The following is a 16221-nucleotide window of genomic DNA, read 5'->3' as shown; positions in this document are numbered from 1 at the left end:
GTCCGGGCGGGGAACCGTCGGGAGGTCAGGCGCCCGCGAGGCCGCGGCGCTTCAACAGCGGCTCGATCTCCGGGTCGCGGCCACGGAACGCGCGGAAGGCCGCCATCGGGTCGACACTGCCGCCCCGCCCGAGGAGCTCGCGGCGGAAGTGGTCGCCGTTCTCCCTGCTGAGCCCGCCGTTCTCACGGAACCACTGGACGGTGTCGGCGTCGAGGACCTCGCTCCAGATGTAGGAGTAGTACCCGGCGCTGTAGCCGCCACTGAAGATGTGCGCGAAGTACGTGGTGCGGTAGCGCGGCGGCACGGCTTCCAGCGCGACACCGGCCTTGGTCAGCGCCTCGGCCTCGAACCGCTGCACGTCCTCGACGTTGTCCTCGGTGCCCAGCGAGTGCCACGCCTGGTCGAGGAGGGATGCCGCGAGGTACTCGGTGGTCGAGAAGCCTTCGCCGTACTGCTGCGACGCCAGGAGCTTGTCGATCTGCTCCTGCGGCAGCGGCTCACCGGTCACGTGGTGCTTGGCGTAGTTGGCCAGCACCTCGGGCCAGAGCATCCACATCTCGTTGACCTGCGAGGGGTACTCGACGAAGTCACGCGGGACGTTGGTGCCCGAGAACATCGGGTACTCGACATCGGAAAGCAGCGAGTGCAGCGCATGCCCGAACTCGTGGAACGCGGTGACGACCTCGTCGAAGGTCAGCAGGGTCGGCTCCCCCGCCGGCGGCTTGGCGACGTTGAGCACGTTCACCACGACCGTCTTCGTGCCCAGCAGCCTCGTCTGGTCGACGAAGTTGTTCATCCAGGCGCCGCCGCGCTTCGAGTCGCGGGCGTAGTAGTCGAGCAGGAACAGGCCGAGTTCCGTGCCGTCGGCGTCGAATACCTCGAAGATCCGGACCTCGGGGTGATACTTCGGCAGGTCTTCCCGCTCGGTGAAGCTCAGGCCGTACAGCTTGGACGCGGCGAAGAACACGCCGTCGGCCAGCACCCGGTTCAGCTCGAAATACGGGCGCAGCGCGGCGGTGTCGACCTCGAACCGGTCCTTGCGGACGCGTTCGGCGTAGAACGCCCAGTCCCACGGCCGCAGGATCGCGCCGGGGATGTCGGCTTCGAGGTAGCGCTGCAGTTCTTCGGCCTCCGCCTTGGCGTTGGCGACCGCAACGGGCGCGAGCCGTTCCAGGAGACCGACAGCGGCCTGAGCGGTCTTCGCGGTCTCGTCCTCGATGACGTACGAGGCGTGGTCGGGGAAGCCGAGCACGGCGGCCCTCTCCGCACGCAACCGGACCAGCTGGGCCACGACCTCGTTGTTGTCGAACTCGTTGCCCCGATTGCCGCGGGAGACCGACGCGGTGAAAATCCGCTCACGAAGAGCGCGATCCTCCAGCGAGGCCAGCGCGGCCTGCGCCGTCGGCAGGGTCAGCTTGAGGACGTACTTGCCCTCCTCGCCGGCGGTTTCGGCGGCCGTGGCGATCTCGTCCTCACCGAGACCGGCGAGCTCCGCGACGTCGTCGACGACCACGGCCAGTTCGTTGGTGTCCTTGAGCAGGTTCTGCTGGAACCGGGTCGACAGCGTCGAAATCTGCTCGTTCAACTCACGCAGACGCTTCTGGTCGGCTTCGGGAAGACCGGCGCCGGCGCGGCGCACGTCGGTGTGGTGACGCTCCAGCAGGCGCAGCGATTCGGCGTCGAGGCCGAGTTCGTCCCTGCGCTCGAACAGCGAGTTGATCCGGGCGAACAGCGCCGGATTCAGGTTGATGGCGTCGGCGTGCGCGGCCAGTCGCGGCGCCATCTCGGCCTGCACGCGCTGGATCTCGTCGTTCGCGTTCGACCCGGCGAGGTTGAAGAACACGCTGGAGACGCGGGACAGCAGTCTGCCGGACTTTTCGAGCGCGACGATGGTGTTCTCGAAGGTCGCCGGCTCGGCCGAGCCGGCGATTTCCTCGATCTCGGCGGCGTGCTCGGCCAGGCCCGCTTCGAAGGCGGGAAGGAAGTGCTCGTCGGCGATCCGGTCGAACGGCGGAAGGGCGTAGGGCAGCTCACTCGGCGCGGCGAACGGGTTGTCCTGCGAAATCATCGGTGTTGCTCCCGGGTCGTCGAATCTGCTGGTCTGGCCACCTTACGGGCAGCGAGGGGCCGGTGGATGCCGTCCGTGGCGGTGACGCCACCGACGGCGGTGGTCACGCTCCGGTGGTACCGCCCACCACCGCGTCGGAGCTGCGTTTTCCCTTGCCGCGCTTGGCTTTGGCCTTCGGTTCGGGTGGGGCGACACCGGTCAGGTCGCCGCCGTTGTCGTTGACGCGCAACACGAACGGACGAGTCTCGGTGTACCGGACGACCGAAACCGACGCCGGATCGACCACGATCCGCTGGAAGGAATCGAGATGCTGGCCGAGTGCGTCGGCGAGGATCGCCTTGATCACATCGCCATGGCTGCATAAGAGCCACACTGCGTTCTCGCCGTACTTAGCGGTGATCCTCGCGTCGTGCGCGCGAACGGCGGCGACCGCCCGCGCCTGCATCTCGGCGAGCCCTTCTCCGCCAGGGAAGACCGCGGCCGAGGGATGCGCCTGCACGACGCGCCACAGGGGTTCTTTGAACAGATCCTTGAGCGCGCGCCCGGTCCATTCGCCGTAGTCCACTTCGGACAAACCAGGCTCTTTGATCTTGTCCAGACCGCGTGCCTCGGCCAGCTTCGCGACCGTCTGGCGGCAGCGGAGCATCGGCGAGACCACCAGCTCGGCGAGCGGGACCGGCGCCAGGCGCTCGACGAGCGCGGCCGCCTGCGCCCGGCCGGTGTCGTCCAGGCCGACCTTGGGCGTGCGCCCGGCCAGGACGCCCGAACCGTTCGCCGTGGACTTGCCGTGGCGCAGAAGGATCACAGTACTCACGTGGCCCACCCTACGTGTCGTGCTTTGCCCGGCTACGCGATTCGTCCCCTGGATGCGTGAGGATCTACAGGTGCGGGCCCGCGCCGGGGTCCAGGACACCGGTGAAGATCAGCACGAACAGCAGGACACCGAGTACGAGCCGGTAGATCACGAACGGCACGAAGCTCTTGGTCTTGATGTAGGACATCAGCCAGGCGATGACGGCGTACCCGACGCCGAACGCGACCAGCGTCGCCAGGATCGTCGGCCCCCACTGCGCCGGGGCGCCGTCCTTGCCGATGTCGGTCAGCTTGTACAGCCCCGAGCCGAACACCGCCGGCAGCGCCAGCAGGAACGAGTACTCCGCGGCCTCCGCGCGGCTGTAGCCGAGCAGCAGACCGGCGCTGGTGGTGCCGCCGGAACGCGAGACACCCGGGATCAGCGCCAGCGCCTGGGCGAACCCGAAACCGAGGCCGTGCGGCACGGTCAGGTGGTCGAGGGTCCGCTGCTGCTTCCCGATGCGGTCGGCCACCAGAAGGATCAGGCCGAACACGATCAGTGTCGTCGCGGTGATCCGCAGGTCACGGAAGGTTTCGTCGATGGCGTCCTGCAGCAGCAGGCCCAGCACCACGATCGGCATCGAGCCGACGATGATCAGCCAGCCCAGCCGGGCGTCGGGGTCCTGGCGCCAGTCCTTCTTGTAGATCGAAAAGAACCAGGCGCGGAGGATCTTCCCGATCTTGGCCGAGAAGTACAGGATGACCGCGAGTTCGGTACCGATCTGGGTCACCGCGGTGAACGCGGCGCCCGGGTCGTCCCAGCCGGCGAGCGCCGCGGTGATCCGCAGGTGCGCGCTGGAGGAGATCGGCAGGAACTCGGTCAGGCCCTGAACGAGCCCCAGGACCAGCGCTTCGAACCATCCCATCAGGCGACACCGGCCGTTTCGATGGCCTCGGCCGCGATCTCGAGGGCGCGTGCGGAGCCCTCCGGGTCCGGCATGGCGGGCGCGACGGTCAGCGTCGTGACGCCCGATCCGGCGAAGGCCTGCATCCGTTCGGCGATGCGCTCCTTCGGCCCCAGCAGCGACGTCGCGTCGATGAACTCCAGCGGGACTGCGGCCATGGCGCCCTCGTAGTCCCTGCCCAGGTACTTCTGCTGGACGTCGGCGGCTTCGCGCTCGAAGCCCATCCGGCAGGCGAGCTGGTTGTAGAAGTTCTTCTCCCGGCTGCCCATCCCGCCGATGTACAGCGCCGCGTACCCGCGGACAGCGTCGGCGCAGGCCTTCCAGTCGTCACCGACAACGAGCGGGACGGTGGGGACGACGTCGAAGCCGTCGAGGGTACGTCCGGCCTTGTCCGCGCCGGCCTGGATCAGTTTCAGCTGCTCACCGGCGTGCTCGGGCGAATAGAACACCGGCAGCCAGCCGTCCGCGATCTCGCCGGTCAGTTCGAGGTTCTTCGGGCCGATGGCGGCCAGGTACACCGGGATCTCGTCGCGGACGGGGTGCACGGTCAGGGTCAGCGCCTTGCCGGGCCCGCCGGGCAGGGGCAGCTGGAAGTGGTCGCCGTCGTACCGGACCCGCTCGCGGCTCAGCGCCTTGCGGACGATCTCGACGTATTCGCGAGTGCGGCCGAGCGGCGACGCGAACTTCACGCCGTGCCAGCCCTCGGAGACCTGCGGGCCGGAAACACCGAGGCCGAGACGGAACCGGCCGCCGGAAAGCGTGTCCAGGGTCGCGGCGGTCATCGCGGTCATCGCCGGTGTCCGCGCGGGGATCTGCAACACCGCGCTGCCCACGTCGATCCGTGAGGTCTGCGCCGCCACCCATGAGAGCACCGTCGGCGCGTCCGAACCGTAGGCCTCCGCGGCCCAGACGACCGCGTAGTCCAGTTCGTCCGCCTTCTTCGCCAATGCCAGGTTGGCCGCGTCGTTCCCCGCGCCCCAATAGCCCAAGTTCAGTCCGAGTCGCACGGCGTGAATGTATCCATCGGAGTGTCACTCCTCCGTTCAGGGTGTTGACAGCCGATGACCCGCACGGTGGTACTCGATCACGACACGCTCACCTGCTCCGCGACCCGCACTTGCCTTCCGGCTAGGCTCGCCCGTCGTGGAAAAGCGACAGCTCGGCCGGTCGGGACTTCGGGTCTCGCGGATGGCCCTCGGGACCATGACGTGGGGTGGCGACACCGACTCGGAGGAGGCGGCCAGCCAGCTGGTCGCGTTCGTCGACGCCGGGGGCACCCTGGTCGACACCGCCGACATCTACGGCGAGGGAGAGAGCGAACGCGTCCTCGGCGCGCTGCTCGGCGACCTGGTCCCCCGGGACGACATCGTGCTCGCCACCAAGGCCGTCGCCCGGCGCACCGACGGCCCGTTCGGTGGCGGAGCCTCGCGCGGTGCCCTGCTGAGCGCGCTCGAAGGATCGCTGCGACGGCTCGGCACCGACCACATCGACCTCTGGCAGCTGCACGCTTGGGACACCACCGTACCGGTCGACGAGACGCTCGCCGCCCTCGAATACGCCGTCACCAGCGGGAAGGTCCGCTACGTCGGCGTCTCCAACTACTCGGGCTGGCAGCTGGCGACCGCCGCGGCCCGCAGTTCGGCCGTCGCCCCACTGGTCTCGACGCAGGTCGAGTACTCGCTGCTGGAGCGCGGGGTCGATCGCGAAGTCGTCCCCGCGGCGGAGCACCACGGCATCGGGCTCCTGCCGTGGGCGCCGCTCGGCCGGGGCGTGCTCACCGGCAAGTACCGCAGCGGGACCCCCGCCGATTCGCGCGGCGCTTCGAGTGTTTTCGCGGGCTATGTCGAACATCACCGGACCGATCGCGCGGCCCGGATCGTGCAGGCGGTCGCGACGGCCGCGGACGGCCTCGGCACCTCGCCGCTGGCGGTCGCGCTGGCGTGGGTCCGCGACCGGCCCGGAGTGGTCGCGCCCGTGGTCGGAGCCCGTGACACCGGTCAGCTGACCGGTTCGCTGACGGCAGAGGAGATCACGCTCCCGCCAGCCATCCGCTCGGCGCTCGACGACGTCAGCGCGATCGAGGTCGGATACCCGGAACGCGGCCTCTGAGCCGTCTCGAATACTGGATTAGGTGACTGTTGGGTGACGCTGACGTGACGTGGTGGAGTTCCAGGAGGATGCTGGACAAGTCCGTTCGACGAGTAGCAGGTGGAGGCACCAAGGTGGGTCGGCTGTCCGCCGTTTCCCGGATCGCGATCCCGCTCGCCGGTGTCCTGGTGCTCTCGTCCTGCAGTACGGACGACACGCCGAACGACTCCTTGCAGATCGTGCAGAACCCCGTCGCGGCCACCGCGGCGGTCTCCCCTGCTGTGACGGTCAAGCCCGCGGGGTCGGTGTTCGCGGTGCCGGGCGTGAAGGCGCTGGTGACCGACGAGGCGAGCAAGACGCTGGTCGCCGCGGTTTCGGAGCCGCCGTCGCTGCGTATCTATGATCTCGCCGCCCTGGACTCCCCTAAGACGACCGTGGCCTTGCCGGGTCCCGCCGAGCGGCTCACCGTCTCCGGTTCCCAGGTGCTCGCCAGCGTCCCTGGCAAGAGCATGCTGGCGAAGGTCTCGCTGCCCGGTGGCGCGCTGGAGACGGTCCCGGTCGCGGGGCAGCCGTCGGCCGGTCTCGCCGACGGTGAAGCGACGCTGGTCTCGGTGCGGGACCGCAAGGCCGTCGAGGTGCTGTCGAAGAACGCGGGGCCGAAGACGATCACCGGCCAGATCTACAGCGCCGACGACGTGCTGAACACCGGTGACGGGGTGGTCGTGCTCGACAAGCTCCGCACCGCCCTGTTCGCCGTCGACCTCGTCGGGGGCAAGATCGGCGAGGGCCTGCGGGCGGGCGACGGCGCGGCCAACGCCGTCACCGACGATCTGGGACGCGTCTTCGTCACCGACGCGCGGGCGGGCGCGCTGCTGGCGTTCTCCACGACGCCGTTGCTGCTGCGCCAGCGCTATCCCGTGCCGGGCGGGGCGTACGGCATCGCCTACGACCGCGCCCGTGGCCTCGTCTGGGTCACGCTCACCGAACGCAACGAGGTAGTCGGTTTCGACGTCCGCGGTGGAGAACCGATCGAGAAACACCGGTTCCCCACCGTGCGGCAGCCAGATTCGGTCACCGTCGACGAGCAGGGCGGCCGTGTGGTCGTCGGCTCGGCCATCGGAGAAGGGATCCAGGTGATCACGCCATGACAGTCGTGGACGAGGCGGTGGTCGAAGGGGATTGGGAGTACCGGCGGTTGCAGCTTCCGCCCGGTGTTTCCCGGCGGGCGGCGGCGACGCAGCTGTCGATCCACGCCGAGTTCGCGGGCTGGGAACTGTCGACCGTCCGGCTCTACTCCGATGGGACCAGGAGGGTGTGGTTGCGCCGCAAGCGCACCGCCACCCCCCTGCCCGGCCTCATCACTTGAACACCCGGCCGAGCCACTCGGCCCAGAGCACGTCCTGTTCCGCGGAGTCGACGTCGCCGAACAGGTGATGCATCGCGCACATCGGCCCGGCGAAACCGCGGACGAACCTCAGAAGCGCGTCCGCGGTCCGGATCCCGACCGTCTGCGCGTTCGCGAAATAGACCTCGCCGTCCACAGTGGACACCGGGCCGGTGGACACGCGGACCCGGTCCCCCGGCCGCGGCCGCCCGGCGAGGCCGAGTTCCCGGCCGAGTGTCAGCCACGCGCTGTCCCAATCCTCGATCATCGGCCCGAACACCGTCACCGGCGCCGCTTTCCAGCCGGCGAAGGCGTTGAGGTACTCGACGAGGGTGCGGAGGAACAGCTCGCCGCCGGCGGTCATCGCCTCGAACTCGTCTTCCCAGTCGTCGCCGGGCAGGAAACCGCTCGTCACGGTCCGCAGCACGGTGCTGCCGCCGGACCGGCCCTCGATGAGGAACTCGTAGGCGACGAAGCGTCCGTCCGGGGCGGGTTCCGTGCCGTAGACCAGGCGTTCCAGCGGGTCCCACGCCGTGATCGCCGAGGTGGGTTCAAAGCCGCCGAAAGCGGTCTTCACAGTGCCGCCGACGCCGCCGTCGACCTCGTTGCGTCCCATGAACCATGACGTGATCCCCGGCCCGGTCGCGATGGCGTCCCAGACCTGTTCCGGCGTCGCGTCGATCTCGACGCGGTCGGTGATCTCGAATTCGTGGCCCATTCAGCGCTCCTCGGGCTCGGTGCGGACGCTCGGGTGGACGGCGACGACGATCCGGTGATCGCGGCCCTGTTCGGCGCCTTCGTCGTGGTATTTGCTCACCAGGTTCGTGATCGCGACGGTGAGCTCTTCGGCGAACGCGGCCCTGTCCGCGGCGGAGGAGAACCGCACCTCGCCGTCGATCGCGAAGGTCGCGACCCGTTTGCGCGCCTTGGTCGCTCCGGTGATCAGCAGGCCGACGTCGCGCACCAACCTGCCGGCGACGGCCAGCAGCCAGCGTGCGGACAGGCGGTCCGGCGACTGGGCCGGATCGGGTTGCACGGCTGAGAGCGCCGTGGGCGAGATGACGTACGACGACGCCGTCGCGCGCATCATGCGCTCGGTGACGTTGCCCTTCCGCCGTTCCTCGACCAGCTCCACGAGCCCGTGCTTCTCCAGCGCGCGAAGGTGGTAGTTCACCTTCTGTCTCGGCAGATCGACCCGCGCGGCCAGCATCGTGGCCGATGCCGGTTCGGCGAGTTCGGCGAGCAGCCGGGCCCGGACCGGATCCAGCGACACTTCGGCCGCTTCCGCGTCCTCGATCACCGCAACGGAGAACATGCCAAGAAGGTGTCACCGAAAACAGATTTTGTCAAGACAGTCTGGCTTGTCGGCGGGCCTGGTTCGCCAGCGCGAGCAGGCGGGGAATGACCTGCGGGGCCGCCTCGAGTGGGACGACGTGCCCGACGCCGGGCAGGACCACGGCCGTCCCGTTCTCCACCGCGCCCGCCAGTTCCTCGACATCCGCCGTCGGCACGAGCTTGTCCCGCTCCCCCACGATCGCCGTCACCGGCACAGCCCCGACCTGCGACAGCGCCGATTCCCGCGTGTAGGCGTCCAGTGCAGGGCGGAAGGCTGACACCGTCTGCGGCCAGTTGCCGCGGATCATCCGCACGGTCAGTTCGACGTCGGCGGGCACCGGGTCGTCGCCGAAGAGCCACCACCTCAGGCCGGCGGTCACCGCCTTGCTCGTGTGCTCCCGTACCAGGCCGATCAGTTTCGTCCCGAAGACGATCTCCAGGTCGCGGCCGAGTTTCCCGAGCGCGTTCGGCCAGATCGCGTCCGGGGTGACGCCGCCCGCCGACATCGCGAGCAACCCGATCCCGGCCGCCCTCGCCGCGAAGACGTCCGGGTGGCGCTGGGCGAGTGACAGGATCGCGAGCCCACCCATGTCATGGCCGACCAGGACCACCTTGCCGCCGGGGACCACCTTGTCCAGTACCTCGGCCAGATCGTCGGCGAGCTTCCCCATGGTCGCCGACGACGCCCGGACCTCACCGGATTCTCCGTGGCCACGCTGGTCGTAGGCCACCACGGCGAGAGGTTCCTCGGACGCCTCGGCGAGCACCGGCGCGATGGCACGCCAGCTGCGCCTGTCGAGGGCGTACCCGTGGAGGAGCACCACGGTCACCGGCGCCGTCGGATCACCCCAGCGCTCGAAGTGCAGGGGTGTCCCGTCGGCAGCCAGCAGACCGGGCATCAGGAAGAGCGGAGGAAGCGGTCGAGTACGCGCACGCCGAACTTCAGCGCGTCGACCGGGACACGCTCGTCGACCCCGTGGAACAGCGCGGAGAAGTCGAGGTCCGCGGGCAGCTGCAGCGGGGCGAAGCCGAAGTTGCGGATCCCGAGCGACTGGAACGACTTCGCGTCGGTGCCCCCGGAGAGCATGTACGGGAGTGTGCGGGCGCCCGGGTCCTCGGCGAGGACCGCGTTGGTCATCGCGTCGACCAGGGCACCGTCGAAGGTCGTCTCGACCGGCGGCAGCTCCATCCACTCCTTCTCGATGTCCGGGCCGAGGATCTCCTCCAGTTCGGCGTTGAACGCCTCGAGCCTGCCGGGAAGGATCCGGCAGTCGACCGAAGCCTCCGCGACGGACGGGATGACGTTCGACTTGTAGCCCGCGGTGAGCATCGTCGGGTTCGCCGTGTCGCGCAGGGTCGCGCCGATCATCCGGGAGATGTTGCCGAGTTTGGCAACGGAACCTTCGATGTCGTCCTCGGGGAAGTCCCAGCCGGTGATCTCGGTGACGCCGTCCAGGAACTCGCGGACGGAGTCGGTCATGACCAGCGGGAAGCGGTGGTTGCCGAGTCTGGCGACGGCCTCGGACAGCTTGGTGACGGCGTTGTCGCGGTGGATCATCGAGCCGTGACCGGCGGTGCCGCGCACCCGCAGCTTCATCCAGCGGATGCCCTTTTCGGCCGTCTCGATGAGGTACGCGCGGACGTTGTCCTTCAGCGTGATCGAGAAGCCGCCGACCTCGCTGATCGCCTCGGTGACGCCTTCGAACAGCTCGGGCCGGTTCTCGACCAGCCACTGGGCGCCGTACTTGCCGCCCGCCTCTTCGTCGGCCAGGAAGGCGAAGACGAGGTCACGCGGCGGGACGATGCCGTTGATCTTGTAGTGCCGGGCCAGCGCGAGCGCCATGCCGCACATGTCCTTCATGTCCACCGCGCCGCGGCCCCAGACGTAGTCGTCCTGGATCGCACCGGAGAACGGGTGCACCGACCACTCCGAGGCGTCGGCGGGGACGGCGTCGAGATGACCGTGGATCAGGAGCGCGCCGCGCGAGGGGTCCGCGCCCGGCAGCCGGACGATCACGTTGTGGCGGTCCTTGCCGCCGGACTCGACGTAGGTGATCTCGTAGCCCGCGTCGGTGAGCTTCTCGGCGACGTACTCCGCCGCGGCGCGTTCACCGACCAGCGTGTCGGGGTCACCCGTGTTGGTGGTGTCGATGCGGATCAGTTCACTGGTGAGGGTGACTGCCTCGTCGGCGGCTGCTTCGATCAAATTCGGTTCGGTCACCAGGCATTCCTACCATTGGCGGAGCCGTCCGACCCGCTGCCACCGCGTGGTGGACGGCGTGTGAAGACCCACTCAGGCGGCTGCCGCCGCGTCATGGGCAGGCAGCGGGTGATCGCGCGCAAGCAGACAAGCACCTTCGCCGCTGAACGATCACGGCACCGTAGCACCGCTGTGCGCGAGCTTCTGGGGCCGCTGCCCGACCTGCCAACAGACGTGGCAGTTGAGCCTGAGTCCTTGCCTGCGTTGCACCCTCGGCAAGCGGGAACGCAGCCTCCTCGGCGACCGCGCCGAGCTCGCGGCACTGCACCACGCGATCACCCTCGTCGGACGGCCCGACACTGCCATGGCCTGGCTCGCACCCCCTAACGTCAGCGCGCTACTCGCCGCACTTGGCCGGGATGACCGCCCGCTCACCCACGAGGTGCTCGACGAGCTACCCGCCAGCAAGACCCTGGCCCACCTGCGCAGTGTCCCGGCCGCCACCGGCACCCTGCTCCCCGCGGGACGAGCGCCTTGTCGTCCTGGAGCGCTGGATCGGCGACCGGGTGGCGCGCTGACCGACTGGACGGATCGAGGTCACGGCGGCGGCCCGCCTCCACCCGAAGCACTGACCGGCAAGCGGCAGTTTTGGCGCGCGGAGGTCACAACCGCACCGCATTCTGTGACACTTTGACGGGCTGTGTCCCGCTGTGACAGCGCGAGAAGGGAATCTGCTGTGTCCGGAATGCTCAACAGACGCAAGGCGCTCGCTCTCGGTGGTGGTGCCGCGCTCGGCGTCCTGGCCGCCGGTGCCGACACGGCTTCCGCCGCGACGGGATGGATCCGGCTGCCGATCGTCACCGCCAACATCGGCCGCGACAACCTCGGGGCGCGCGAGGCCGCGATCGACGCCGTCCGCAACTGTGACCCCCTGGTGCGGCCTCTGGTCGGCTGGCAGGAGATCAACGAGGGTGACACCGGTGAGCCCGCGATGATCGACCACTACTTCGGGCCCCTGTACAACAACGCGTTCCTGCGGCACAACACGTCGTTCCGGATCCCGATCTCGATCCCGCAGCCGTGGGAGGTGGCGAGCGCGAAGACCACGTATGTGCACGGCGGCATCAGCGGGGTGACCCCGCCGCGCTGGATCAACGAGGTCGTGGTGCGTCACCAGAGCTACCCGACGCTCCAGTTCGCGCTGATCAACTCGCACTACATCGCGAACGCGTACAACGGCGACCAGCGCACCGACCTGCGCGACGAGTGGAACGAGCACAAGAGAATCCACGCCAGTCGCGTGCTCGCGCACCACAACGTCGGGCGCCTGGTCTTCTGGACCGCGGATACCAACAACCCGAACTACTACAAGGCCACCAGCCTGGACGCGGAGCGCCGATGCTTCGGCACCGGGATCGACCGCATCAACTGGCTGGCGGGCAACGGCGTCGTCCAGGAGCAGTTCATCGACACCAAGACTGTGGACATGCGCGTGGACGGGCATGACGCCCGGGTCGCCGTCTTCCAAGTCCGCCTGGCCTGACGGCACGCACGGGCCGGGCGCCGCCCCGCCCGGCCCGTGCCATGGCTGAGGTTCTCGACGGGGCAGAACCCTCATCCGCGGCGAGCCGGTCTATCCGGTGTTCGCCGGATAGACCGGCCGTGCAGGAGTGCGTTGACTGTTCGCGCCTGAAGGCGGGGCTGTAGCGGTCTGAGCGTCGTGGCCGATATCGACGGTTGACGGTCGTGGCGACGTGAGGGGTTCGGTGTGATCGAGTCGGTCGAGCTGGTGGTAGCGGCGTTGGCCGCAGGTGCGGCGGTGGGGGCGCGTGAGACGGCGTCGAACGCGGTGAAGGACGCATATTCGGGGGTGAAGACGCTGGCCCTCCGCACGTTGCGCCGTAGCGATTCCGTGCCGCCCGAGGTGGTGGAGGCGGTCGAGTCCGACGCGATCACGCCGATCGAGGACGGGGCCGCGCGGCGACGCGAACTCACCGCGGCCTTGGCCGCGGCGGACGCGGGAGCGGATGACGAGCTTGTGGCGGCGGCGCTCAAGGTCCTGGAGCTGACCGATCCCGCCGGAACCCAGGAGGGAAAGTACCGGGTGCTGATGCACGGCAACAAAGGCGTGCAGGTCGGCGACCACAACACTCAGACCAACACCTTCGGCTGACACCGTCGCCGATGCCCTCGAACCCCTACGGTTCCGACGGAAAACCGGCCGCCGCGTACGAGATCCGCGGCGGCCAAGGCGTGCAGGTGGGAAACCACAATGTCCAGCACAACACCTATGCGCACCACGTCCACGTACCCGCGGTCGTCACGCCGATGGAGCAGATCGACGCACCGGCCGGTCTGATCAACCTGCCGAAACGGTCCGCGATGTTCGTCGGCCGTGGCGGGGACCTGCAGCGGCTGCGGGAGGCGATCACGGCGTCCTCGTCGGGATCGGTGGTGGTGACCGCGGTGCACGGCTTGGGCGGGGTCGGCAAAAGCACGCTGGCCGCGCACTACGCCGACACGCACCGCGCCGGCCACTCACTGGTGTGGTGGATCACCGCCGACGCCCCCACGTCCATCGAGACCGGCTTGGCGCGCCTGGCGGTCGCGCTGCAACCCGCAGTGGGAACTCTGCCGCTGGAGCAGCAGACCGAGCACGGCCTGCGCTGGCTGGCCACCCACAGCGGCTGGTTGCTGATCCTGGACAACCTTCCTGGACCGAATGACGCGGCGACGCTGCTGGCTCGCCTGCCCGGGGGCAAGGTGCTGATCACCAGCCGTCGCACCACCGGCTGGCACGACATCGCCACCACGCCGCTCTCACTCGACGTCCTGGAACCCGGTCAGGCGCACGAACTGCTCACCCGGATCCTGACCCACCACGACCCCGCCGCCGGCACCGACGGCGCGGACACCTTGTGTGCCGAACTGGGATTTCTGCCGCTGGCCATCGAGCAAGCTGGCGCCTTCATGGCCGAAACCGGTTCCACAGCTGGCGAATACCTCGACCTGCTCGGCCGGTACCCGGCCACCATGTACGGCGAAACCGCCGAGGGCGGGAACACGCAGCGGACCATGGCCCGGATCTGGCACGTCACCCTTGATCGGCTCGCCGACACTCCGTTGGCGGGCAAGGTGTTGCGAGTGCTTGCCTGGTACGCCCCCGACGACATTCCCACCACGCTGCTGAACGAGATCGATGACGAGCTCGCCGTGACCAAGGCGTTGGGACGCCTGGCCGCCTACGCCATGATCACCCTCAACGGTGCAGTGATCAGCGTGCACAGGCTCGTGCAGGCGGTCACCCGCACCCCCGACCCCGATGACCTTCATCGCAGCCCGGTCGACGTCGCACACGCACGTGACCACGCCACCAGCGCTCTGAGCCGGGCACTCCGACCGCTGAATCCCGAGGCGCCCCAAGACTGGCCAGGGCTGCGGGTCTTGGTGCCCCACGCTCAATCACTCATCGGCAACACCGCCCCTGAGGACGACACCGGCGACACCATCTTCGTCCTCGGCCAGTTGGGGCGATTTCTGGGGAATCAGGGAGCAGTGGCGATGGCGACGGGATACTTGGACCGTTGCCTCATCGACTGTGTGCGGGTGCTGGGTCCTGACCACCCCGGCACTCTGACCTCCCGCGACAATCTCGCCGGCGCCTACGAATCGGCGGGAGATCTCCGGCAGGCGATCCGGCTGTACAAGGCCGCTCTGGCCGATCGCGAACGGGTGCTGGGCCTCGACCACCCGGACACCCTGGCCTCCCGCAACAACCTCGCCTACGCCTACCGGTCGGCGGGGAATCTCGAATACGCGATCTCGCTTCATATAGCCACCCTCGCCGATCGCGAGCGAGTGCTGGGCCTCGACCACCCGGACACCCTGACCTCCCGCAACAACCTCGCCGGCGCCTACGAGATGGCGGGGAATCTCAGGAAGGCGATCCCGCTGTACAAGGCCGCTCTGGCCGATCGCGAACGGGTGCTGGGCCCCGACCACCCGGACACCCTGACCTCCCGCAACAATCTCGCCGGCGTCTACCGGTCAGCAGGTGATCCCAGGCAAGCGATCCCGCTGTGCGAAGCGACCCTCGCCGACTGTGAACGGGTCCTGGGCCCCGGCCACCCCAGGACGTTGACGTCTCGCAACAATCTCGCGGGCGCCTACGAGATGGCGGGGAATCTCAGGAAGGCGATCCCGCTGTACGAGGCCAACCTCGCCGACCGCGAGCGCCTACTGGGCCCCGACCACCCGGACACCCTGACCTCCCGCAACAACCTCGCCGCCGCTTACGAGATGGCGGGAAAACTCGGGCAGGCGATCCCGCTGTATGAAGCGACCCTCGCCGACTGTGAGCGAGTGCTGGGCCCGGACCACCCCGACACTCTGATCTCCCGCAACAACCTCGCCTACGCCTGCTGGCTGGCAGGTGACCTCGGGCGGGCGATCCCTTTGCACGAGGCCACTCTCGCCGCCCGCGAACGGGTACTCGGTCCCAGTCACCCGCACACTCTGTCCTCTCGACACAATCTCGCCGGCGCCTACGAATCGGCGGGGGATCTCCGGCAAGCGATCCCGCTGTACAAAGCCACCCTTGCCGCCTACAAGCGGATACTGGGGCCCGGCCACCCCGAAACCCGCGCCGTACGCGCCAGTCTTCGCCGCGCCCGCGGAAGGTGACACTTCGAAGAACAGCCCAGTGATTGCGCTCGCGTCCCGTCGGACCGGCGGAAGTGGCCGGGAGCGGGGCACGCTTTCGGCAACCGATCTGCTCCGTGGGCAGGGTTTGGTCCACTCGGCGTTGATCCGCGTGCCTGGGCAGGTCGCGACCCGTGGTTTCGGGCTGTCGATACTGACCAAAGTTCTTCCCCCACGCTTAGGTCCCGAGGATCTGCCGTCGGCCTTCAACGACCCCGAAGCCATGGTCGGCTGGGTATCCTTGCGTGAAACGGCTGCGACCGATACCTGCGGACGCCGATTCGCGAGACGGCCGCTCATTGGGTACGACTGGAGTTGGGCCGGGCTGGTAAGCCGATGGCAGTGTCGTCGAGCCCGCGAGCGCTATGGACGTGCCGACGGCTGTGCGTCTCGTGTTCGCCACGGAGCAGTGTGGTTTGTCGCTGCCATCCCATAGCCGCCGGAGTGGCAGCGCGTGTTCGTCGGAGGTGACGAGATCATGGTTGTCTCTTCGCCCGAGAGGATGCGCGACATGGGCTTCGGCGGGTGGACGCGGACGTGAGTTCGTCATCTCGAGGCACAGGTATGTCGACGGGCAACTCAGATCGACACGCGCGGAGATCGATGTCGCAGCCAGTGATGAACTGCCGGCCTCGATCAGCGACTGTGCTTCGTCCGGACTGGTGGATTCGCCGGCGGTGCACCTAAT

15 protein-coding genes are annotated in these 16221 nt (G+C 68.7%); 7 read left to right on the top strand and 8 right to left on the bottom strand.

From position 1 onward, the window contains the following. Window positions 1-25: 25 nt before the first annotated feature. The 4 genes from LCL61_RS23975 to LCL61_RS23960 form a co-directional block, all read right to left on the bottom strand. Complete coding sequence (locus tag LCL61_RS23975) at window positions 26-2068, bottom strand: M3 family metallopeptidase (protein ID WP_340681784.1); 2043 nt, start codon at window positions 2066-2068, stop codon at window positions 26-28. Window positions 2069-2171: 103 nt separating this feature from the next. After that, a complete protein-coding gene (locus LCL61_RS23970) occupies window positions 2172-2882 on the bottom strand; it encodes a histidine phosphatase family protein (protein ID WP_340681783.1) in 711 nt (236 codons plus the stop codon). Between the two features lie 64 nt (window positions 2883-2946). Continuing rightward, window positions 2947-3786, bottom strand: coding sequence for an undecaprenyl-diphosphate phosphatase (locus LCL61_RS23965; protein WP_340681782.1), 840 nt, complete (start codon window positions 3784-3786; stop codon window positions 2947-2949). Beyond that, complete coding sequence (locus tag LCL61_RS23960) at window positions 3786-4832, bottom strand: LLM class F420-dependent oxidoreductase (RefSeq protein ID WP_340681781.1); 1047 nt, start codon at window positions 4830-4832, stop codon at window positions 3786-3788. Before LCL61_RS23960 ends, LCL61_RS23965 begins: the two co-directional genes overlap by 1 nt. Before the next feature lie 136 nt (window positions 4833-4968). Here LCL61_RS23960 and LCL61_RS23955 point away from each other — a divergent pair, with 136 nt between their 5' ends. The 3 genes from LCL61_RS23955 (at window position 4969) to LCL61_RS23945 (ending at window position 7279) form a co-directional block, all read left to right on the top strand. Then, complete coding sequence (locus LCL61_RS23955; protein ID WP_340681780.1) at window positions 4969-5934, top strand: aldo/keto reductase; 966 nt, start codon at window positions 4969-4971, stop codon at window positions 5932-5934. A gap of 113 nt (window positions 5935-6047) precedes the next feature. Beyond that, on the top strand, window positions 6048-7061 hold the full coding sequence (locus LCL61_RS23950; protein WP_340681779.1) for a hypothetical protein: 1014 nt from the start codon (window positions 6048-6050) through the stop codon (window positions 7059-7061). Further along, complete coding sequence (locus LCL61_RS23945) at window positions 7058-7279, top strand: DUF5703 family protein (RefSeq protein ID WP_016334446.1); 222 nt, start codon at window positions 7058-7060, stop codon at window positions 7277-7279. Before LCL61_RS23950 ends, LCL61_RS23945 begins: the two co-directional genes overlap by 4 nt. On the opposite strand, the gene LCL61_RS23940 is transcribed toward LCL61_RS23945, so the two are convergent. Genes LCL61_RS23940 through LCL61_RS23925 form a run of 4 tightly spaced genes read right to left on the bottom strand, consistent with a single transcriptional unit; the run spans window position 7272 to window position 10853 of the window. Continuing rightward, window positions 7272-8015, bottom strand: a complete 744-nt coding sequence (locus tag LCL61_RS23940) for an SRPBCC domain-containing protein (RefSeq protein ID WP_340681778.1) — start codon at window positions 8013-8015, stop codon at window positions 7272-7274. The genes LCL61_RS23945 and LCL61_RS23940 overlap by 8 nt on opposite strands. Further along, complete coding sequence (locus tag LCL61_RS23935) at window positions 8016-8612, bottom strand: winged helix-turn-helix domain-containing protein (RefSeq protein ID WP_007029600.1); 597 nt, start codon at window positions 8610-8612, stop codon at window positions 8016-8018. 31 nt (window positions 8613-8643) lie between these two features. After that, the gene (locus LCL61_RS23930) at window positions 8644-9531 is read right to left on the bottom strand and encodes an alpha/beta hydrolase (protein WP_340681777.1); all 888 of its coding nucleotides are present in this window, start codon (window positions 9529-9531) and stop codon (window positions 8644-8646) included. After that, the gene (locus LCL61_RS23925) at window positions 9531-10853 is read right to left on the bottom strand and encodes a M20/M25/M40 family metallo-hydrolase (protein ID WP_340681776.1); all 1323 of its coding nucleotides are present in this window, start codon (window positions 10851-10853) and stop codon (window positions 9531-9533) included. Before LCL61_RS23925 ends, LCL61_RS23930 begins: the two co-directional genes overlap by 1 nt. 220 nt (window positions 10854-11073) lie before the next feature. Here LCL61_RS23925 and LCL61_RS23920 point away from each other — a divergent pair, with 220 nt between their 5' ends. From LCL61_RS23920 to LCL61_RS23905, 4 genes are all read left to right on the top strand, one after another. After that, complete coding sequence (locus LCL61_RS23920) at window positions 11074-11526, top strand: hypothetical protein (RefSeq protein ID WP_340681775.1); 453 nt, start codon at window positions 11074-11076, stop codon at window positions 11524-11526. Between the two features lie 51 nt (window positions 11527-11577). Continuing rightward, entirely contained in the window at window positions 11578-12375 is a 798-nt protein-coding gene (locus tag LCL61_RS23915) for a hypothetical protein (RefSeq protein WP_340688663.1), read from the top strand. Window positions 12376-12600: 225 nt separating this feature from the next. Further along, entirely contained in the window at window positions 12601-13005 is a 405-nt protein-coding gene (locus LCL61_RS23910) for a hypothetical protein (protein ID WP_340681774.1), read from the top strand. Window positions 13006-13016: 11 nt separating this feature from the next. Then, a complete protein-coding gene (locus tag LCL61_RS23905; protein WP_340681773.1) occupies window positions 13017-15515 on the top strand; it encodes a tetratricopeptide repeat protein in 2499 nt (832 codons plus the stop codon). Window positions 15516-16221: the final 706 nt, after the last annotated feature.

It is taken from the genome of Amycolatopsis coloradensis (genome assembly GCF_037997115.1).
Lineage (GTDB): Bacteria > Actinomycetota > Actinomycetes > Mycobacteriales > Pseudonocardiaceae > Amycolatopsis > Amycolatopsis coloradensis_A.
Note: the sequence above shows the minus strand (reverse complement) of the source record. Positions and strands in the feature narration are given on the sequence as shown.

Coding starts and splice junctions, on each gene's coding strand:
- LCL61_RS23965 (WP_340681782.1), bottom strand. CDS start 3,786: ATGGGATGGTTCGAAGCGCTGGTCCTGGGGCTCGTTCAGGGCCTGACC.
- LCL61_RS23975 (WP_340681784.1), bottom strand. CDS start 2,068: ATGATTTCGCAGGACAACCCGTTCGCCGCGCCGAGTGAGCTGCCCTAC.
- LCL61_RS23945 (WP_016334446.1), top strand. CDS start 7,058: ATGACAGTCGTGGACGAGGCGGTGGTCGAAGGGGATTGGGAGTACCGG.
- LCL61_RS23930 (WP_340681777.1), bottom strand. CDS start 9,531: ATGCCCGGTCTGCTGGCTGCCGACGGGACACCCCTGCACTTCGAGCGC.
- LCL61_RS23940 (WP_340681778.1), bottom strand. CDS start 8,015: ATGGGCCACGAATTCGAGATCACCGACCGCGTCGAGATCGACGCGACG.
- LCL61_RS23935 (WP_007029600.1), bottom strand. CDS start 8,612: ATGTTCTCCGTTGCGGTGATCGAGGACGCGGAAGCGGCCGAAGTGTCG.
- LCL61_RS23915 (WP_340688663.1), top strand. CDS start 11,578: ATGCTCAACAGACGCAAGGCGCTCGCTCTCGGTGGTGGTGCCGCGCTC.
- LCL61_RS23905 (WP_340681773.1), top strand. CDS start 13,017: ATGCCCTCGAACCCCTACGGTTCCGACGGAAAACCGGCCGCCGCGTAC.